Source organism: Micromonospora sp. NBC_00858, from assembly GCF_045207365.1.
Taxonomy (GTDB): Bacteria; Actinomycetota; Actinomycetes; order Mycobacteriales; family Micromonosporaceae; genus Micromonospora.
Window position 1 is genome coordinate 1,091,008 of sequence record NZ_CP108828.1, and the last position, 15,288, is coordinate 1,106,295.

Consider the following 15,288-nt stretch of genomic DNA (forward strand, 5'->3'; position numbering starts at 1 on the left):
CGTACGCCCAAAGCACCCTGTTTCGCTTCGCGGGCGCCATCGGATTCACGTAGCACAGCGTCGCACTCACCCAGCGAACGACCAACCGTCCGAACGCAGAGGGAACCGGGCGGCCTCGCCACCACCTACCCGCGCAGGCCGGTGGTGGCGAGCCGGCGTTTGCGGTCGGTCTTCAGGCCTTCCCCCTCCGGCTCAACGGCGGTGTAAGCCCTCGAGAGTGCCGTGCGGCACGGCTGGGTGCTCTACTCTCGGGCGCATCCCCGCCGAGGGCCCACGAGGGGAGCTGTGATGGCAAGCCCCCTGGTCGAGACCAAGCTGTACATCCCCAAGCTCCGCCACAGTCTGGTGGCACGCCAGCGACTGAGCGAGCGCCTGAGCCGCGGGGCAGAATCGCGGCTGACGCTCATCTCCGCCCCCGCCGGCTTCGGCAAGACGACACTGCTGAGCGCGTGGCTGGCCTCAGGCGCTGAGCAACGGTCCGTGGCGTGGCTCTCCCTCGAGGAGAGCGACAGCCAGCCCGGCCTGTTCTGGACCTACGTGATCACCGCCCTGCAGAACGTCGTGCCAGGCGTCGGCGCCGGCGCGCTGCCGCTCCTGCAGTCAGCCCAGACGCCGATCGAGACCGTCCTCGCCACCCTGCTCAACGAGCTCAGCGCCGTGCCGAACGAGATCCACCTGGTGCTCGACGACTATCACCTCGTCGACGGGCCCGACGTCGAGACCGGCATGGTGTTCCTGCTGGAGCACCTCCCGCCACACGTGCACCTGGTGATCAGCAGCCGGGCTGACCCGGCGCTGCCGCTGGCGCGGCTGCGGGCTCGCGGCGAGCTGGTCGAGGTCCGCGCCGCCGAGCTGCGCTTCACCCTGGACGAGGTCACGGACTACCTCAACGAGGTCATCGGGTTGAACCTGACCGCGAACGACATCGCAGCCCTTGAGGGTCGCACGGAGGGGTGGATCGCCGCGCTCCAGCTGGCAGCGCTGTCGATGCAGGGACGAGCCGATGTCGCCGGCTTCATCGCCGGCTTCGCAGGCGATGACCGATACATCGTCGACTACCTGGTCGAGGAGGTTCTGAGGCGCCAATCCGACCATGTCCGGACCTTCCTGGTCCAGACCTCGATCTTGGACCGGTTGAGCGGTCCGCTGTGTGACGCCGTCACCGCGCAGCACGGCGGCAAGGCCATGCTGGAGTCGCTGGACCGCGCCAACCTTTTCGTAGTCCCGCTCGACGACAGCCGCCGGTGGTACCGCTACCACCACCTCTTCGCGGACGTCCTGCGGACGCATCTGTTGGATGAACGCGCCGACGAGGCCGCGGACCTGCACCGCCGCGCGAGCCAGTGGTACGACCAGAACGGTGAGCCGTCGCCCGCAGTTCGCCACGCCCTGGCTGCCGGGGACGTCGAGCGCGCAGCGGGACTGGTCGAGCTGGCGATGCCGGCTCTGCGCCGGAACAGGCAGGATCCCACGATCCGTGGCTGGCTCGACGCCATCCCCGACGAGGTGGTCCGGGTCAGGCCAGTGCTTGCCGTCGGCCTGATCGGGGCGTTGATGTCGGGAGGCGAGTTCGAGGGCATCGAGGACCGACTGCGGGACGCCGAGCAATTGCTGGACAAACCCCCCACCGACCGCGCGGAGATGGTCGTCGTCGACGAGGAGGAGCTCCTCCGCCTCCCGGGGGTGATCCAGATGTACCGAGCCGCGCTGGCACTGGTTCGAGGCGACACACCCGCCACCATCAGGCATGCCCATCGTGCGATCGACCGGACGGCGGTCGACGACCACCTCACGCGGGCCGGGGCATCGGCCCTCCTGGGGCTCGCGTTCTGGGGCAACGGAGACCTCGAGGCCGCGCATCAGGCCTACTCCGCCTGTGTCGAGGGGATGCGGCGGGTCGGGCACATCTCCGACGTCCTCGGCTGCTCGATCACGCTGGCGGACACCCGCATCACGCAGGGACGCCTCGGCGAGGCGCTGCGCACCTACGAGCAGGCTCTGCAGCTCGCCTCCCACCACGGCGGACCAGTGCTGCGCGGAATGGCGGACATGTACGTAGGAATGAGTCAGATCGCCTGCGAGCGCAACGACCTGGATGCCGCCACCCAGCACCTTCGGCGCAGCCAGGAGCTCGGCGAGCACACCGGGTTGCCGCAAAACCGCTATCGCTGGCGAGTCTCGATGGCCCGGGTCCTGCAGGCCCAGGGCGATCTGCGCGGCGCACTCCAACTGCTCGACGAGGCACAGCACGTGTACGTGGGTGACTTCTCCCCGAACGTGCGGCCGGTCCCGGCGTTGACGGCACGCCTGCTGGCCATGCAGGGTCGGATCGGCGAAGCGCTCAGCTGGGCGCGAGAGCAGGGTCTGTCCGTCGACGACGACGTGTCCTACCTGCGCGAGTTCGAGCACGTCACCCTGGCCAGAGTGCTTCTGGCGCAGTACACGGCGCACCGCGCAGGAGCCTCCGCCACCGAGGCGGCCCGACTCCTGGAGCGCCTCCTGACGGCTGCGGAAGCGGGGGAGCGGACGGGAAGCGTCATCGAGATCCTGGTGCTCCAGGCGCTCACCCACCACGCCCGCGGCGACACCCCGGGTGCCCTGGCCCCGCTGGAACGTGCGCTGACCCTGGCCGAACCGGAGGGCTATGTCCGCGTGTTCGCGGGCGAGGGACCACCGATGGTCTCCTTGCTCAAAGCGGTCGCGAAACAGCGGGTCTCCTGGGACTACGTTCATCGACTCGTGAACGCCTGCGGCCACGCCGACGAGACCCCGGTCAACCAGCCCCGGCGCCTCACGCAGGGCCTCGTAGAGCCCCTCAGCGAACGCGAGCTGGAGGTGCTCCGGCTGCTCGGAACCGACCTGGACGGCCCAGCCATCGCGCGTGAGCTTGTGGTGTCCCTGAACACCCTGCGGACCCACACCAGGAACATCTACGCCAAACTCGGCGTCAACAGCCGACGGGCAGCGGTGCGTCAAGCCGGGGAGCTCAACCTGTTGTCGCGCACCCGTGAGCGGTGACCTCGGCACCACACGCTCCAGGAGCCCGGCCGCGCGTCGTCGCCTGCCGGGGCGCCCACCTCGCGGTGGCCTCGATCCAATAGTTCACCACGCTCGTCACCACACGTGGTGATGTCCGCTAATCAGGTCCGCTCCTAACGTGCGGTTATCCCGAAGGTCCGCCAAGCCGGCGGAGACCCCTGCGGACCAGCACGGCAAGAGGAGCACCATGAGCGACACATCAGCCGGCCACCCGGACAAGCCGGGGCGGTACGAGATCCGCATCAAGGGACACCTTGCCTCCCGCTGGGCCACCTGGTTCGACGGGATGACCCTCACCGCCAACAGCGACGGCACCACCGTCCTCGACGGCCCCGTCGCGGACCAGGCCGCGCTACACGGACTGCTGCACAAGGTGCGCGACATCGGTCTGCCGCTGCTCTCGGTCGCCCAGCTCGACACCGATCAGCCGACGTGCCCGCCACCGAACCCCGACGACTCACACCCAGGAGACTGACATGACCACGACCGTAGGAATCGTAGCGCCAACGCGAGTCCCGGTGGACTCGACGAGGAAGACCTCCCTGGTAGCGGGCGCGCTCTACCTGATCACCTTCGCCAGCTCGATCCCCGCGGTGTTCCTTCTCAGTCCCGTGCTGAGCAACCCCGACTACATCGTCAGCGCCGGCGCCGACACCAGCGTGCTCCTGGGCTGCTTCCTCGACGTGGTCAACGCCCTCGCCTGTATCGGCACCGCCGTCGCCCTGTACTCGGTGGTCAAGCGGCAGCACGAAGGCTTCGCGCTCGGCTTCGTCACCACCCGCCTCCTCGAAGCCGCCATCATCGTGATCGGCGTCGTCAGCCTTCTGTCGGTCGTGACACTGCGGCAGAACCTGGCGGGAACGGCGAGAGCGGACGAGGCATCGCTCGTCGCCGTCGGGCAGTCGCTCGTCGCGGTCCGTGATTGGACGTTCCTGCTCGGACCCAACCTCATGGCAGCGCTGAACGCCCTCCTGCTCGGCACCCTGATGTACCGGTCCGGACTCGTGCCACGCCTCATCCCCACGATGGGACTCATCGGAGGCGTCCTACTCCTCGCCGACGTCACCGCCATTTTCTTCGGCAGCTACGAGCTTGGCACCGTGTGGCATGGGATCGCGGCCGCCCCGATCTTCTCCTGGGAGCTGTCGCTCGGCGTCTGGCTGGTCGTCAAGGGCTTCAAGCCCTCCCCGATCACCACGAACACCGTCCCGGCAGGCGCCGCGCACCCCTCCCTCCCGGTCGCCTGACAACCCGCACCAGCGGGTGCCGCGGCGCTCCCGACACGGCAGCGCAGATCGCCGGAGCGGCCCACCGTGAATCGGTGGGCCGCTCCGCGCCCAACCAGAAGGTGCACGTCGCCCGCCCCCAGGGTCGGGCACCCCCACGACCGCCCCGACCCGCCGACCCCGTGAGGAAGTTCCCCCGTCGAAGGTGGACCGTCCCTGGCGCCGGCCGCAACGCGACCGGTCCGCGAATGGATCGTGCTGGCTGCGGGCATCGCGGCCGTCATTGGCTCGTTCATACCCTGGGCGAAGGTCACCGCGCCGATCTTGGGCAGCATGTCGTTGTCCGGTACGGATGGGAAGGACGGCTGGATCGTTGTTGTACTCGGCCTCGTGGTGGCTGCCTACGGCGGGTTGAGTCTGCGGCGCCAGAGCGTGCCCATCGTCGCGCCGATCTTCGCTGGCCTCGCCGCCCTCGCATTGTTCGGAATCGGCGTGTGGAAGATTGTGGATCTGCAGGCGACAGAGGCGCAGATGCGGGAGAGCATGTCCGGTGAGGATGACCCGCTGGGAATCGGCAAGGCGATCAGCGCCGCCACCCAGGTGAGCGTCGGTGCCGGGCTTTGGCTGGTCACGCTCGCTGGACTGTTGGGCGCCGCCGCCACGGCGCTGGTCATGCTCAGCCGTTACCGCGCCGCTGCCAGCTGATGTGACAGTTGCAGGTGGCGTCGCCAGCGGCACGCCTGGGTGACCTGCCAACTTCAACCCGGGGCCGAGAACCGCAGCTCAGGGCCCCGGGTTGTTGTGCCAGCAGTCCCAAGCCCGACGCTCAGGACCCCATTCCTCCAAGCTGTCGGCGACGCCGGTCGTGTCCTCGGTGCCGATGGCGCGTTGACCAGAGTGGGGGATCGTCCACCACGAGGAACCCCTGAGGGTTCGTTCAATGACCCCGATGCCGGCCGCCACGTCATCGCCCCCGTGTAGCGGCGCGCAGGGTTGGAGCAGTGAGGCCCCGTGCTGGGACGTCTGCTGGATGGCCGCTACCAGGCCGAGGAGCTACTGGGCAGCGGCGGCATGGGTGAGGTGTGGCGCGGTCGCGACCTGCGCCTGGACCGCCCGGTGGCGATCAAGGTGCTCGCCGAGGCCGGCCTGAAGGAGCCGATGGCCGCGGAACGCTTCGACCGCGAGGCCCGTGCGGCGGCCGGGCTGACCCATCCGCACATTGTCGCTGTCCACGACTTCGGCGCCGAGGAGAACGACTCCTACCTGATCATGGAGCTGGTGGAGGGGCGGACCGTGTCCGCCCTGATCGCCGACGGCCCGCTCCCCGTCCTGCAGGCGTTGTCGATCGCCGTACAGACCTGCGACGGGATCGCAGCCGCGCACGCGGCCGGGGTGGTGCACCGTGACGTGAAGCCGGGCAACCTGATCGTCACCGCCACCGGCACAGTGAAGATCTGCGACTTCGGCATCGCCCGACTTCCTTGGGCAGAGGGGGAGAAGACCCTCACCGAGCCGGCGACCAAGCTCGGCACCAGCTCGTACATGTCTCCCGAGCAGGCCCTCTGCCGGCCGGTGGACCACCGCACCGACCTGTACGGGCTGGGCTGCACCCTCTACGCCATGCTCGCCGGCCGTCCGCCGTTCGTCGGCGAGCAGCTCAGCGTGCTGCATCAGCACGTCAACGAGCCACCCCCGCCGCTGCGCGAGCGCCGGCCCGACGTACCCGCCGAGCTCGAAGCGCTGGTCGCCGAACTGCTGGCCAAAGATCCCGCCGACCGGCCGGGCGACGCGGCCGACGTCCGGGACCGCCTCGCAGCCCTGCTGCCCCGGGCCGGCACTCCGGTTCCCCTCGTGCCGGTCACGCCGGCGGATCCGGGCCAGCCGGGACGGTCCACGCCGGTGATCGCTCCTCCGCCCAGGCCGGACGCAGTCGGCCCGGCACGCCCCAGGCCGGGCTACCGCCCGGCACGGCGTCGCCGCGAAGCGCTGCTGGCGGCGGCCCTGCTCGGCGTCGCGCTGCTCGCCCTGACCGGCTTCACGCTGCTCGACCGCGACGACCACACCTCGGTCGCGGGACCGACCACGCCGCCGGCATCGGCCACCACCGTCGTGGCGCCCCGCGTGCCGGCTGTGCCGGTCACCGTCGCGCCCGCTACGCCGACCGTGCGGGCCGTCGCGTCCGCCACCCGCACCCCGGCCAGCCCGACACCGAGCCCTCGGGCCACCTCCCGAAGGCCGAGCCCCACCCCACCCGCTGACCCGATCGCCGCCACGCGCCAGTCGATCCGGGAGCAGGTGGAAGCCGGCCGGTTGAACCCGGATGCCGCGAAGGACCTGCACACCAAGGTGGACGCGATCGCGAAAGAGATCGCCGAGAGCGACACCGACCATGCCGAGGACCAGCTCAAGAAGCTGCTCGAGAAGCTCAGCGAGCTGCGACGCGACGGCAAACTCACCGCCGACGGCTACGACGCCCTGACCGCCGACGCCGACCGGATCGCCGCCGATCTACGGTAAAACAGCGACAGCTCGGGGTTTTCCGGGCTGTCGCTGCTGTCGCCAGTCACGCATTTCGCGGCTGGGGGCCGGTCACAGGGTGACGACGGCGTCCTCGGCGAAGGTGAACAGGCCGGCGTCAAAGGTGATCGTCTTCAACTTCGTGCCCTTCGGCACGTCGAAGTAGACGTTCGCCTTCACCGAGTTGCCCGGGTTGATCTCGTCGAGGAAACCCTGCCCGTCGGTGTTGCCGTAGATCCCGGCCTCGCCGTCGGCCTCGTACTCCCGGCCGGTGGCGTCCTGGGCGGTGAGGGTGCCGTCGGCGTGGAAGGTGTGCGCGCTCTTCGTGACGTTCTTGACGGTCACGTTGACCTTGCAGAAGGTGCCCTGCGCCTTAGTGTTCAGGAACTGGCTGCCCACCTGGGAGATCCCGCACTTCACGCCGTTGACGGTGAACTCGAAGTCACCGCCGCGCACCTTGTCGCCGACGCCAAAGGTCTTCGGCTTGGCCGGGGCCGGCACCGCGGTCGTCTTCGCCGGCTCCGGCTTGGCCGGCGTGGGGGCCGACGTGCTCGGGGCGACGGCCGCGGGGGCGGAGGTGCTGGGGCTGGCAGCGGGGATGTCGCTGCTGACGGACACATCGGTCTTCTTGTCGTCGCCGCTGACCAGGCCGATCACCATCGAGCCGCCGCAGCACAGCACCACGAACGCGCCGACGCCGATGAGGGTGGGGATCAGCCAGGGCCGCTTGCGGGCGGCGGGCGCTGGCGCGCCGGGCGGCGGCGGGAACTGGCCGGGCTGCTGAGGGAACTGCCCGGGCGCCGGCGGCGGGAACTGGCCGGCGGGCACCTGCGGGAACTGAGCGGTGGGCGGCATCGGCTGCTGGCCGGCCGGCGGCTGGTTCTGCGCAGGGTCGTAGGGGGTGGTCATTGAGTGGTGTTCTCCCAGGTCTTGATTCGCGCTGCCCCGTTAGTTGAGCGCAATACTTTCCACCCTGACACATTTTGCCTCAGGCAACGGTCCTCCGGCTGGCCTGACCCACACGCCCGGTCAGCTCGAGAAACACCCGATCTGGCAACCCGGCCGTCAGCCGTTGAGCCACCAACTTGTTCACGCTCCGGCCGCGGCGTCCCAGAACGGGTCGGCCTCGTCGCCGAGCAGCAGCGGCACGTCGTACACCGACAGGTCCAGCCGCGGACGCACGCACCACACCCGGTGGCGCCATCGCCGGTGCTCGAAAGCGGTGTCCACTTCGATCTCAGCCACCACCGTCGGCTCCACCTGCACGTAGCGCAGCGGCTCGGGCCGGTCCAGCTGCCCGCTCCAGCTCGACGGCAGCGGCTGCGGCCAGGGGTGCGCGACGATGCCCCGGCGCTGCAACCGGAGTGGGGACAGCAGCGGCGCGAGCTCCCGACGCTGGGGCATCGCCAACGGATGCGTCCTTCCCGTGTAGCGCAGATGTCCCCGCCGATCGAATCGACCGAGGAGCAGCGTGCTCGCATTGACGAGGCTGCCGGTCACCCCGCCGACGATCGCCTCGGTCACCGCACGCACCCGGAACTTCTGCCAGCCGCGCCGGCCGGGCTCGTACCGGCCGTCCAACCGCTTGACGACCACACCCTCGATCCCGGCCGCCGTGTACGCGGTCAGCCAATCGCCCACCTCGTCCATGTCGGTGGTCTGCGGCGTGAGGGTCAGCTGCGCGGGCGCATCCGCGAGCAGCTCCGCAAGCCGGGCCCGTCGCTCAAACAGCGGCGCGTCGATCACGACCTGGCCGCCGACGTCGGCAAGCAGATCCCACAGGACGTAGTGCGCCGGGTACTCCCGCGCCATCATCAGCAGGCCCCGTCCGGCGGTGACCCGGCGCTGCAGCCGGGCGAAGCTGGTCCGCCCCCGCTCCCACACGATCAGCTCCCCATCGAGGATCACCCCCTGCGGGAGGGCCTGGCGGATCGCCCGGGTGATGTCCGGGAAGTACGGGGTCAGGTTCTTGCCGGCGCGCGACTGCAGGTAGACGCCGGCCGCCTCGACGAAGGCGAGGGCGCGGAACCCGTCCCACTTGGGTTCGTACGCCAGGCGCGGCCCCTGCGGCACGGCGTCCACCGGCGCGGAGAGCATCGGGGCGACCGGCCGACGCAGCACCGGCTCGGCCCGGCCGAGGCTCACCCCGGCCGGGCCGAGCCACCCACGCAGCGCACCACGCTCATCCGGCCCCCCTGCCGCGATCGTGCCGGACCGGCACGGCGCCGCGGGCGCAGATCGGGCAGGGCGAATGGCTCAGCGCCCTTCTACCCCTGAACACGGCCGGCCCCCGCGCACGAACCGGGGGCCGTCGCCGTGTTGTTGGGGGATGTGCGTCAGCTACGGGTGTAGCCACTTCCAGCCGGCGAGGCAATTGCGGGTGTCGAAGATCGCGCCCTTGGGCACGTCGACCTCCATCTACGACGTGGCGTAGCCGCCGCCATCCAAGCCGTACTCCGGCGGCAGGGACCGCCCCACCTGCAGTCGGCCGGGCCTGAGCCTCCGACGCTCCGGCGTCAGTCGCGGACCGACTCGCTCAGCACCCGACCCTGCGCGCCCGACGGCGGCTGAATGCCGAGCAGTGCGGCGATCGTCGAGGCGATGTCGACGTGGTGCGGGTCGACGGGGTGCACACCGGGCAGGACGCCGGCGCCGGAGAGCACCAGCGGGATGTGCAGTTCGGTCGTGGCGCCGTGACGGCCGGCGACGCCGCCCGCCGGGTCGCCGCCGATCGACCAGCCGGGCTCCGGCTCGATGACGAGCTCACCGAAGCGGGGGCTCATGTGCATCGCCTGCTGGGCGGCCTTGTCGAACACCTGGCTCACGTGCGGGGTCGCCTCGAGCGCGGCCTTGATCTTCGCGACCGCCTGCGGGTCGTTCTTCGCGGCGCCGATCAGGTGCAGGCTGCCGATGCCGCCGACGACGATGACGGCGTCGGTGTCGGGCTGCGGCGTCTTGCCGGTCCCGAGGAGTTCGGCCTTGTAGCCGGCCTCGGCGATCGCGTCGATCACCTGCGTGCCGAAGCCCTTGGTGAACGTGGTCATGCCGTGGTCGCCGGTGATGACGAAGGTGGTGCGACCGAAGATGTCGGCGTCCTTGGTGGCCTGCACGATCCGGCCGATCTGGGCGTCGAGATCCGCCAGAGCGCCCGGGATCCGCGGGTCGTGGTCGCCACCCTCGTGCCCGATCGCGTCGAGCGCGTCGCAGTAGACCGCCATGAGGTCGGGGATCTTCGGGGCCGTGACCATGGTGGCGCCGCTCTTGACGGGCTCGCCCTTGATCACCTTCACGATGTCGTCGACGCGACGCGAGCAGTCACCGCCGGGCTGGGTGTAGATGCCCTCCGGGTCGCCGAACGCTGTCCCGTGGTTCTGCACGATGAACCACTGCGACGACATCACGGTGCCGCCCTGGGCGCGGACCGCCTCCGCGATGGTGGGCACCGCGAGATCGCGCTCCTGGCCGCGGGCGGTGTGCGACACCGGGTCGTAGACGTAGGCGGTGTTGAGGTGCCGCTCCGGCCAGGCGCCGGTCGCGATCGAGGACCAGGACGGGTTGGTGATCGACTGCATGACGCCGGTCGACTCGGTGACGCTGCCACGCTTGACGAGCTGGTCGATGTTGGGCGTCGGCACCTCGCCCAGGTAGTCGTAGTCGAAGCCGTCGAGGCCGATGAAGATCACGTGGTCGGCCGCCGGCGCCGCCTGCGCCGGTAGGGAGTCCGGCACGGCGGCGTACGCCGGCAGCGACGTGAGCAGAGGGAGGGCGAGGACCGCGGTGACGCGGCCCAGGCTGCGGAGAGTTCGGATCATGGAGTGCACTGAATCGAGTCGGGTTGGCGCCCCAGTGAGCCCAAGGTGGCGACGTCGTGAACGTGCAACGTGGTTTCGCGTCGTTCATACCTCGTCGCCCGGGAGCTTCGCCGGGCGCCCGGTCGGCAGGCCGCGGGCCTGCTTGGCCGGGCGGGCGCCGGCGGCACGCTCCAGCCGGAGCCGCCCAGCGGATCAAGGACGGTGCGATCCCCGAGCAAGTCGCCGCCGACCTCGGCATCAGCCGCTCCACGCTGTACCGAGAACTCCGCAAACACCGCGAAGGCTCCGCTACCGAAACCATCGTCGAGGAAGGCTGACCAACGGGCAGACCATCATCACTGTTGGTCAGGGATATCCGTTGTTTTGCGGCCATTGCTACGGCGACCCCGAACATGCCGCAGGTGGCGCCCAAACAAGCTAACGATCACTCACCGTCGATCAACCCCGACCCAGCCTGGCGCCCAAAGAACCTGCCCTACTGGTGCCCGATCAAGGTGCCGAATTCACCCGGTCATCGTGGCCGCCCGTCTGGATCCGGCATGCCTCGGCGAGCAGTGCTGAGCGCGTCAGGGACCACTCGGCCTCGGGGATGGCTGGCGTGGCTGCCGGATGCTCGGGCAACGAGGAGATCACCCTGCGGACGAGTGCGCTGGCGATGTGCCGCCGTTCCACCCGGAGTCCTGTGTTGTGGCAGGTCCGGCAGCGTATGAGACCGGCGGCGCACTTGATGGCGCCGAAGCAGTGAGGGCAGCGGTTGAGGTCGGCAAGGATGTCGTCGGTGAGGACGTCGGGCAAGGTGTGGGGACCGGTGCCGCCGTAGCCCCAAGCGAACAGGCCCCGGGCGCCTGCTTCGCTGTCGCGCAGGAGCCGCCGGCTGCCGTCTGGTTCCTCGACCACCACGAGGTATGAGCCATCACGTTCTGGTAGGCCGTGGTAGCGCCGTTCGATGATGTCGGACGCTGCGAGAAGCTTCCGAAGGCTGTCGTGTAGGCCTAGCGCACGCGGCCCCGATAGAACCACCTCACGTCGACCGGTTTCAGCACTTGCCGACCAGTCGATAGACGACCTGTTCGCTGAGCTGCTCGCCGATGCGGCCGCTCCGATCAGGACGCCCATTAGCGCGGGTGGTGCCGTTGCATTATCTGATCGGGAGACGCGTTACGCCCGGGTCGGGTCCGCGGTCAGATCACCCGGGCGAGCTCACTGAAAGCCGAAGCGACTCGAAGCTTGGGCTGACTGTCGAGCCCGAGTTCGTAGTGCCCGCGGCGGAGGTTCTGGATGAACGCGTGTCCGGCGATGATCACTTGTGCGGTTGGGTCGGTCCGGAGCCCACGCATGGGTCGTAATCGGTGCTTGAGCTGGCTGTGATCGGCCTCGATCGGATTGTTCGCGTGCTGCTCGACGTGGTGCCACGCCGAGGGGATCAGGTCGTCGAGCACCGCGGGGTAGACCGGTGCGGCGTCGGTGACGACCTCGCTGGGCGTCACCTTCAGCATCCGCAGCGCACGCCGGAAGAACCGCCGGGCCGCGGCGGCATCACGGCGGGCCGAGACGAGCACGTCGATGACCTGCCCGTGCTGGTCGACCGCGCGGTAGACGTTGCGCCACACGCCGTTGACCCTGACGTAGGTCTCGTCGACGAACCACCGGTCACCTGGTGAGTGGCGAGCGAACCGGGCGGCGCCGGCCAGCAGCGGGGTGAACCGTTGCACCCAGCGGAACACGGTGACGTGGTCAACCTCGGCACCGCGCTCAGCCAGGAGTTCCTCCACGTCCCGGTAGGACAGGTTGTAGCGCAGGTACCAGCGGACCGCGAGGACGATCACCTCCGCGGGAAACCGGAACCCGGCGAACGCCGACTTCGGCCGAGACCAGCGACGACGACTCGACCGCTTCACCCGTCAAGCCTGCCTCAGTCCCCGGACACGGGCTACGCAACGGACCCGCCGACGGCGATTTCTGACCCGCCGGTACGTGTGGGTTGATCTCAGGCCCGCCGGCTGGCGCGGTGCCGCCCCGGTCTGCCGAGCGGGGCGGCACCATGCTGTCATGCGGTGATCACTGCTCGGCGTTGCTCGGCCGACCCCACGGCCCGGTGATGGCGAACACGTAGCCAGGGGTCTGGATGTTGGCGTAGAGGATCTTGCCGTCCTCGCTGAACGTCGGGCCGGTGAACTCGCTCGTGTTGAGCTCGTTGCGGCCGATCGGGTAGGCCTTGCCCTCGTCGGTGACGCCGACCAGGTGCGAGAGACCCTCGCCGTCCTCGGCCAGGATCACCCCACCGTACGGGGAGACGGTGATGTTGTCCGGACCATCGTAGTTGGTGTCCTGGTCCGGGTCCGAGTTCACGCCGAAGATGGTCTTCAGCGTGATCGTCTCCGACTTCGGGTCGTAGAACCACACCTGCCCGTCGTGCTCGTTCACGCTGCCGTCGTCGTGCCGGGCGAAGCTGGCGACGAAGTAGGCCCCACCGTCAGACCACCAGGCGCCCTCAAGCTTGTGGCTCCGGGTGACCTGGTCGTCGGTGAACTGCTTGCGCACCGAAACGGCTGTCCCGTTGCGGTCGGGCACCTCGACCCACGTCACGTTGTACCGGGTGCCCGGCTGGGTAGCCTCGGCCAGATCGGCGATGTGCTTGCTGCCCTTGAAGCAGTTCATCGCCTGCAATGTACCGGCGGTGTCGCCGCCCAGGCTGAGCGCGAGCGCCCGCAGCGCGCCCTTGCCACCGCGGAAGCCGGCCGGCGGGGTCCAGCGGAAGTACAGCCCGTTCGGGCCGCCCGCGTCCTCGGTCTCGTAGATCGCGTGGGTGTCCGGGTCGACCGCGACGGCCTCGTGCGCGAACCGGCCGAGGAACTTCAGCGGCACCGGGTTCTTGTTGGCCTCGCGATCGAACGCGTCGACCTCGAAGACGTACCCGTGGTCCTTCTGGAACGCCCCGCCGGCACGCTGCTCGGTCTCCTCGCAGGTCAGCCAGGTGCCCCAGGGGGTAATACCACCGGCGCAGTTCTGCACCGTGCCAGCCACGCTGACGTACTCGCGGACCCGGTTGCCGTCGGAGTCCACCTCGATGTTGGTGGTGCCGCCGCGCGCACCCGGGTCGTAGGTCAGGCCCGGCAGGGCTGGCACGCCGTAGGGCTCGTCGCCGCCGATCTCGTGGTTGTTGACCAGGACGCCGCCGTTCTGGCTGCGAAAGAAGCCGGTGCCGTCGGCGTCGCTCGGGGTCGGCTCGCCCGATTCGAGCAGCGTCACCCCGGCCTGGGCGACGATTTTGTAGGAGAAGCCGGGCGGGAGGGAGAGCAGCTTGGCCGCGTCCGGAACGAGGGCGCCGTAGCCCACCGACCCGCGGGCGGCCTGGGCGGCACCGGAACCGGCGATCGCCTCGATACTGCCGGCGAAGACGATGCCGAGGCCACCCGCCGCGCCGGAGCGCAGCAGGTTGCGACGGGAGATGGAGGAGGTCAAGGGAGAACGTCCTTCCGCTGAAGATCCATACGTACGACCCGACCCAAGTCCTCCGGTGCGAATGCCTCGCAGGTGGCGGTAGACATTTGCGCGAACACGCGGCAAACTCCCAGGTCGGATGCCGCGTCGCGGCTCCACGCGGAAGGCATCGTGGCGTCCTCTCGGCGACGCGGCATTCACGATGCTGATGAGGGCGAGGGCCGTCAGGCGGCGGGTACTGCCGCCTACGCGGCGAGGCGGACATCGACATTCGGTGGGTCCGCAGCCATGTCGACGTTCCCGACCCTACAAGCGGGCGGCGGCTGTTCAGCCGCGCCGTGCTGTCCGCGCTGACGCGGTTGCTGCCCCGCGCACTGCTTGCGCACCGGATCGTCACCCCGGCCACGCTGCTGGCCTGGCACCGCCGCCTGCTAAAGCGGCACTGGACGTATCCGAACCGGCCGGGCCGTCCGCCGGTCAGCGACGAGGTTCGGGATCTCGTCGTGCGGCTGGCTCGGGAGAATCCGGGCTGGGGGCACCGTCGCATTCAGGGTGAACTGGTGGGGCTCGGCCACCGAGTGGGCGCGGGAACGATCCGGCGGGCCGGTGCCGAGCCGGTCGGAGCGGGTCAGTGACGGGGGAGAGGCGGCGCGGGCTCGGCAAGGACGAGCTCGCCGCCCGCGTCGCGCGCGACATCCCGCGCGGAGCCTTCGTGAACCTCGGGATCGGGCTCCCGACCCGGATCAACAACCACCTCTCCCCGGGCAGCGGCATCGTGCTGCACACGGAGAACGGCATGCTGGGCATGGGGCCCGAGGCCCAGGGCGATGCGGTCGACCTCGACCTCATCAACGCCGGCAAGGTCCGCCGCAACAGTGATCGCTGTATCTCAATGGGCGTTGCGCTCTGCGGCGGCATGCCACCACGCCGGTGGGAATGGCCCGCTAACGGTCGCGGTCGGTTGGCTGGGATGCAACCCGAGGCGGCGGAGAGCAGCAGCCGGGATACGGATGCTCACCCAGCCGTGCCAGTGACCGTCAGCGCCGACGCCGCAGGCCAGATCCCAGCGAATCTCGGCCAGCTCGAGAGGCATCCAATCGATGCCCCGATCACGCAGTCAAGCGCGGACGGCAGCCATCGGCTGCAGACAGCCGGGTGTGTTCTCGTAGGCCACGATGGTGACCCAATCTGCGCTCGGGGCGTTCATGGTCACCATGATGCCTGACCGCCATCAACAAATGGCACCGGCGGCG

At 69.7% G+C, this 15,288-nt stretch carries 14 protein-coding genes; 8 read left to right on the top strand and 6 right to left on the bottom strand.

Translation table 11 applies throughout. The annotated features are described in order from the left end of the window. Window positions 1-288 precede the first annotated feature (288 nt). From OG990_RS05050 to OG990_RS05070, 5 genes are all read left to right on the top strand, one after another. Window positions 289-3,018, top strand: coding sequence for a LuxR C-terminal-related transcriptional regulator (locus OG990_RS05050; RefSeq protein WP_406079185.1), 2,730 nt, complete (start codon window positions 289-291; stop codon window positions 3,016-3,018). A 208-nt stretch (window positions 3,019-3,226) separates the two neighbouring features. Further along, window positions 3,227-3,514, top strand: coding sequence for a hypothetical protein (locus tag OG990_RS05055; RefSeq protein WP_074307876.1), 288 nt, complete (start codon window positions 3,227-3,229; stop codon window positions 3,512-3,514). Between the two features lies 1 nt (window position 3,515). Then, the gene (locus OG990_RS05060) at window positions 3,516-4,286 is read left to right on the top strand and encodes a DUF4386 domain-containing protein (protein WP_386983515.1); all 771 of its coding nucleotides are present in this window, start codon (window positions 3,516-3,518) and stop codon (window positions 4,284-4,286) included. A gap of 234 nt (window positions 4,287-4,520) precedes the next feature. After that, entirely contained in the window at window positions 4,521-4,970 is a 450-nt protein-coding gene (locus OG990_RS05065) for a hypothetical protein (RefSeq protein WP_386983513.1), read from the top strand. Between the two features lie 306 nt (window positions 4,971-5,276). Beyond that, entirely contained in the window at window positions 5,277-6,782 is a 1,506-nt protein-coding gene (locus tag OG990_RS05070) for a protein kinase domain-containing protein (protein ID WP_406079186.1), read from the top strand. Between the two features lie 72 nt (window positions 6,783-6,854). Here the strand turns inward: OG990_RS05070 and OG990_RS05075 are convergent, their stop codons facing one another. The 3 genes from OG990_RS05075 to OG990_RS05085 all read right to left on the bottom strand — a co-directional run bounded on the left by OG990_RS05075 (window position 6,855) and on the right by OG990_RS05085 (window position 10,594). Then, complete coding sequence (locus OG990_RS05075; RefSeq protein WP_406079187.1) at window positions 6,855-7,691, bottom strand: DUF4352 domain-containing protein; 837 nt, start codon at window positions 7,689-7,691, stop codon at window positions 6,855-6,857. 180 nt (window positions 7,692-7,871) lie between these two features. Further along, the gene (locus tag OG990_RS05080) at window positions 7,872-8,927 is read right to left on the bottom strand and encodes an ATP-dependent DNA ligase (RefSeq protein ID WP_406079188.1); all 1,056 of its coding nucleotides are present in this window, start codon (window positions 8,925-8,927) and stop codon (window positions 7,872-7,874) included. Window positions 8,928-9,298: 371 nt separating this feature from the next. Beyond that, a complete protein-coding gene (locus OG990_RS05085; protein WP_386983505.1) occupies window positions 9,299-10,594 on the bottom strand; it encodes an alkaline phosphatase family protein in 1,296 nt (431 codons plus the stop codon). A gap of 56 nt (window positions 10,595-10,650) precedes the next feature. Between OG990_RS05085 and OG990_RS05090 the strand changes: the two genes are divergently transcribed. Then, the gene (locus OG990_RS05090; RefSeq protein ID WP_386983503.1) at window positions 10,651-10,911 is read left to right on the top strand and encodes a helix-turn-helix domain-containing protein; all 261 of its coding nucleotides are present in this window, start codon (window positions 10,651-10,653) and stop codon (window positions 10,909-10,911) included. A gap of 172 nt (window positions 10,912-11,083) precedes the next feature. On the opposite strand, the gene OG990_RS05095 is transcribed toward OG990_RS05090, so the two are convergent. The 3 genes from OG990_RS05095 to OG990_RS05105 form a co-directional block, all read right to left on the bottom strand. Beyond that, window positions 11,084-11,494: a hypothetical protein gene (locus tag OG990_RS05095; protein WP_406079189.1), complete on the bottom strand. Its 411-nt coding sequence runs from the start codon at window positions 11,492-11,494 to the stop codon at window positions 11,084-11,086. Window positions 11,495-11,775: 281 nt separating this feature from the next. Next, window positions 11,776-12,492 (bottom strand): IS6 family transposase, encoded by a 717-nt coding sequence (locus OG990_RS05100; protein ID WP_406079190.1) that lies wholly within the window; start codon window positions 12,490-12,492, stop codon window positions 11,776-11,778. A gap of 160 nt (window positions 12,493-12,652) precedes the next feature. Then, entirely contained in the window at window positions 12,653-14,056 is a 1,404-nt protein-coding gene (locus tag OG990_RS05105; protein ID WP_406079191.1) for an alkaline phosphatase PhoX, read from the bottom strand. Window positions 14,057-14,373: 317 nt separating this feature from the next. Between OG990_RS05105 and OG990_RS05110 the strand changes: the two genes are divergently transcribed. Both OG990_RS05110 and OG990_RS05115 read left to right on the top strand, forming a co-directional pair. Then, a complete protein-coding gene (locus OG990_RS05110) occupies window positions 14,374-14,670 on the top strand; it encodes a helix-turn-helix domain-containing protein (protein ID WP_406079192.1) in 297 nt (98 codons plus the stop codon). Then, window positions 14,667-15,260: a CoA-transferase gene (locus tag OG990_RS05115; RefSeq protein WP_406079194.1), complete on the top strand. Its 594-nt coding sequence runs from the start codon at window positions 14,667-14,669 to the stop codon at window positions 15,258-15,260. The genes OG990_RS05110 and OG990_RS05115 overlap by 4 nt, the downstream gene beginning before the upstream one ends. The last annotated feature ends 28 nt before the right edge of the window (window positions 15,261-15,288 follow it).

What these genes read in the sequence shown, in the direction of transcription:
- OG990_RS05050 (WP_406079185.1), top strand. Translation starts at nt 289, where the DNA reads ATGGCAAGCCCCCTGGTCGAGACCAAGCTGTACATCCCCAAGCTCCGC.
- OG990_RS05055 (WP_074307876.1), top strand. Translation starts at nt 3,227, where the DNA reads ATGAGCGACACATCAGCCGGCCACCCGGACAAGCCGGGGCGGTACGAG.
- OG990_RS05060 (WP_386983515.1), top strand. Translation starts at nt 3,516, where the DNA reads ATGACCACGACCGTAGGAATCGTAGCGCCAACGCGAGTCCCGGTGGAC.
- OG990_RS05075 (WP_406079187.1), bottom strand. Translation starts at nt 7,691, where the DNA reads ATGACCACCCCCTACGACCCTGCGCAGAACCAGCCGCCGGCCGGCCAG.
- OG990_RS05085 (WP_386983505.1), bottom strand. Translation starts at nt 10,594, where the DNA reads ATGATCCGAACTCTCCGCAGCCTGGGCCGCGTCACCGCGGTCCTCGCC.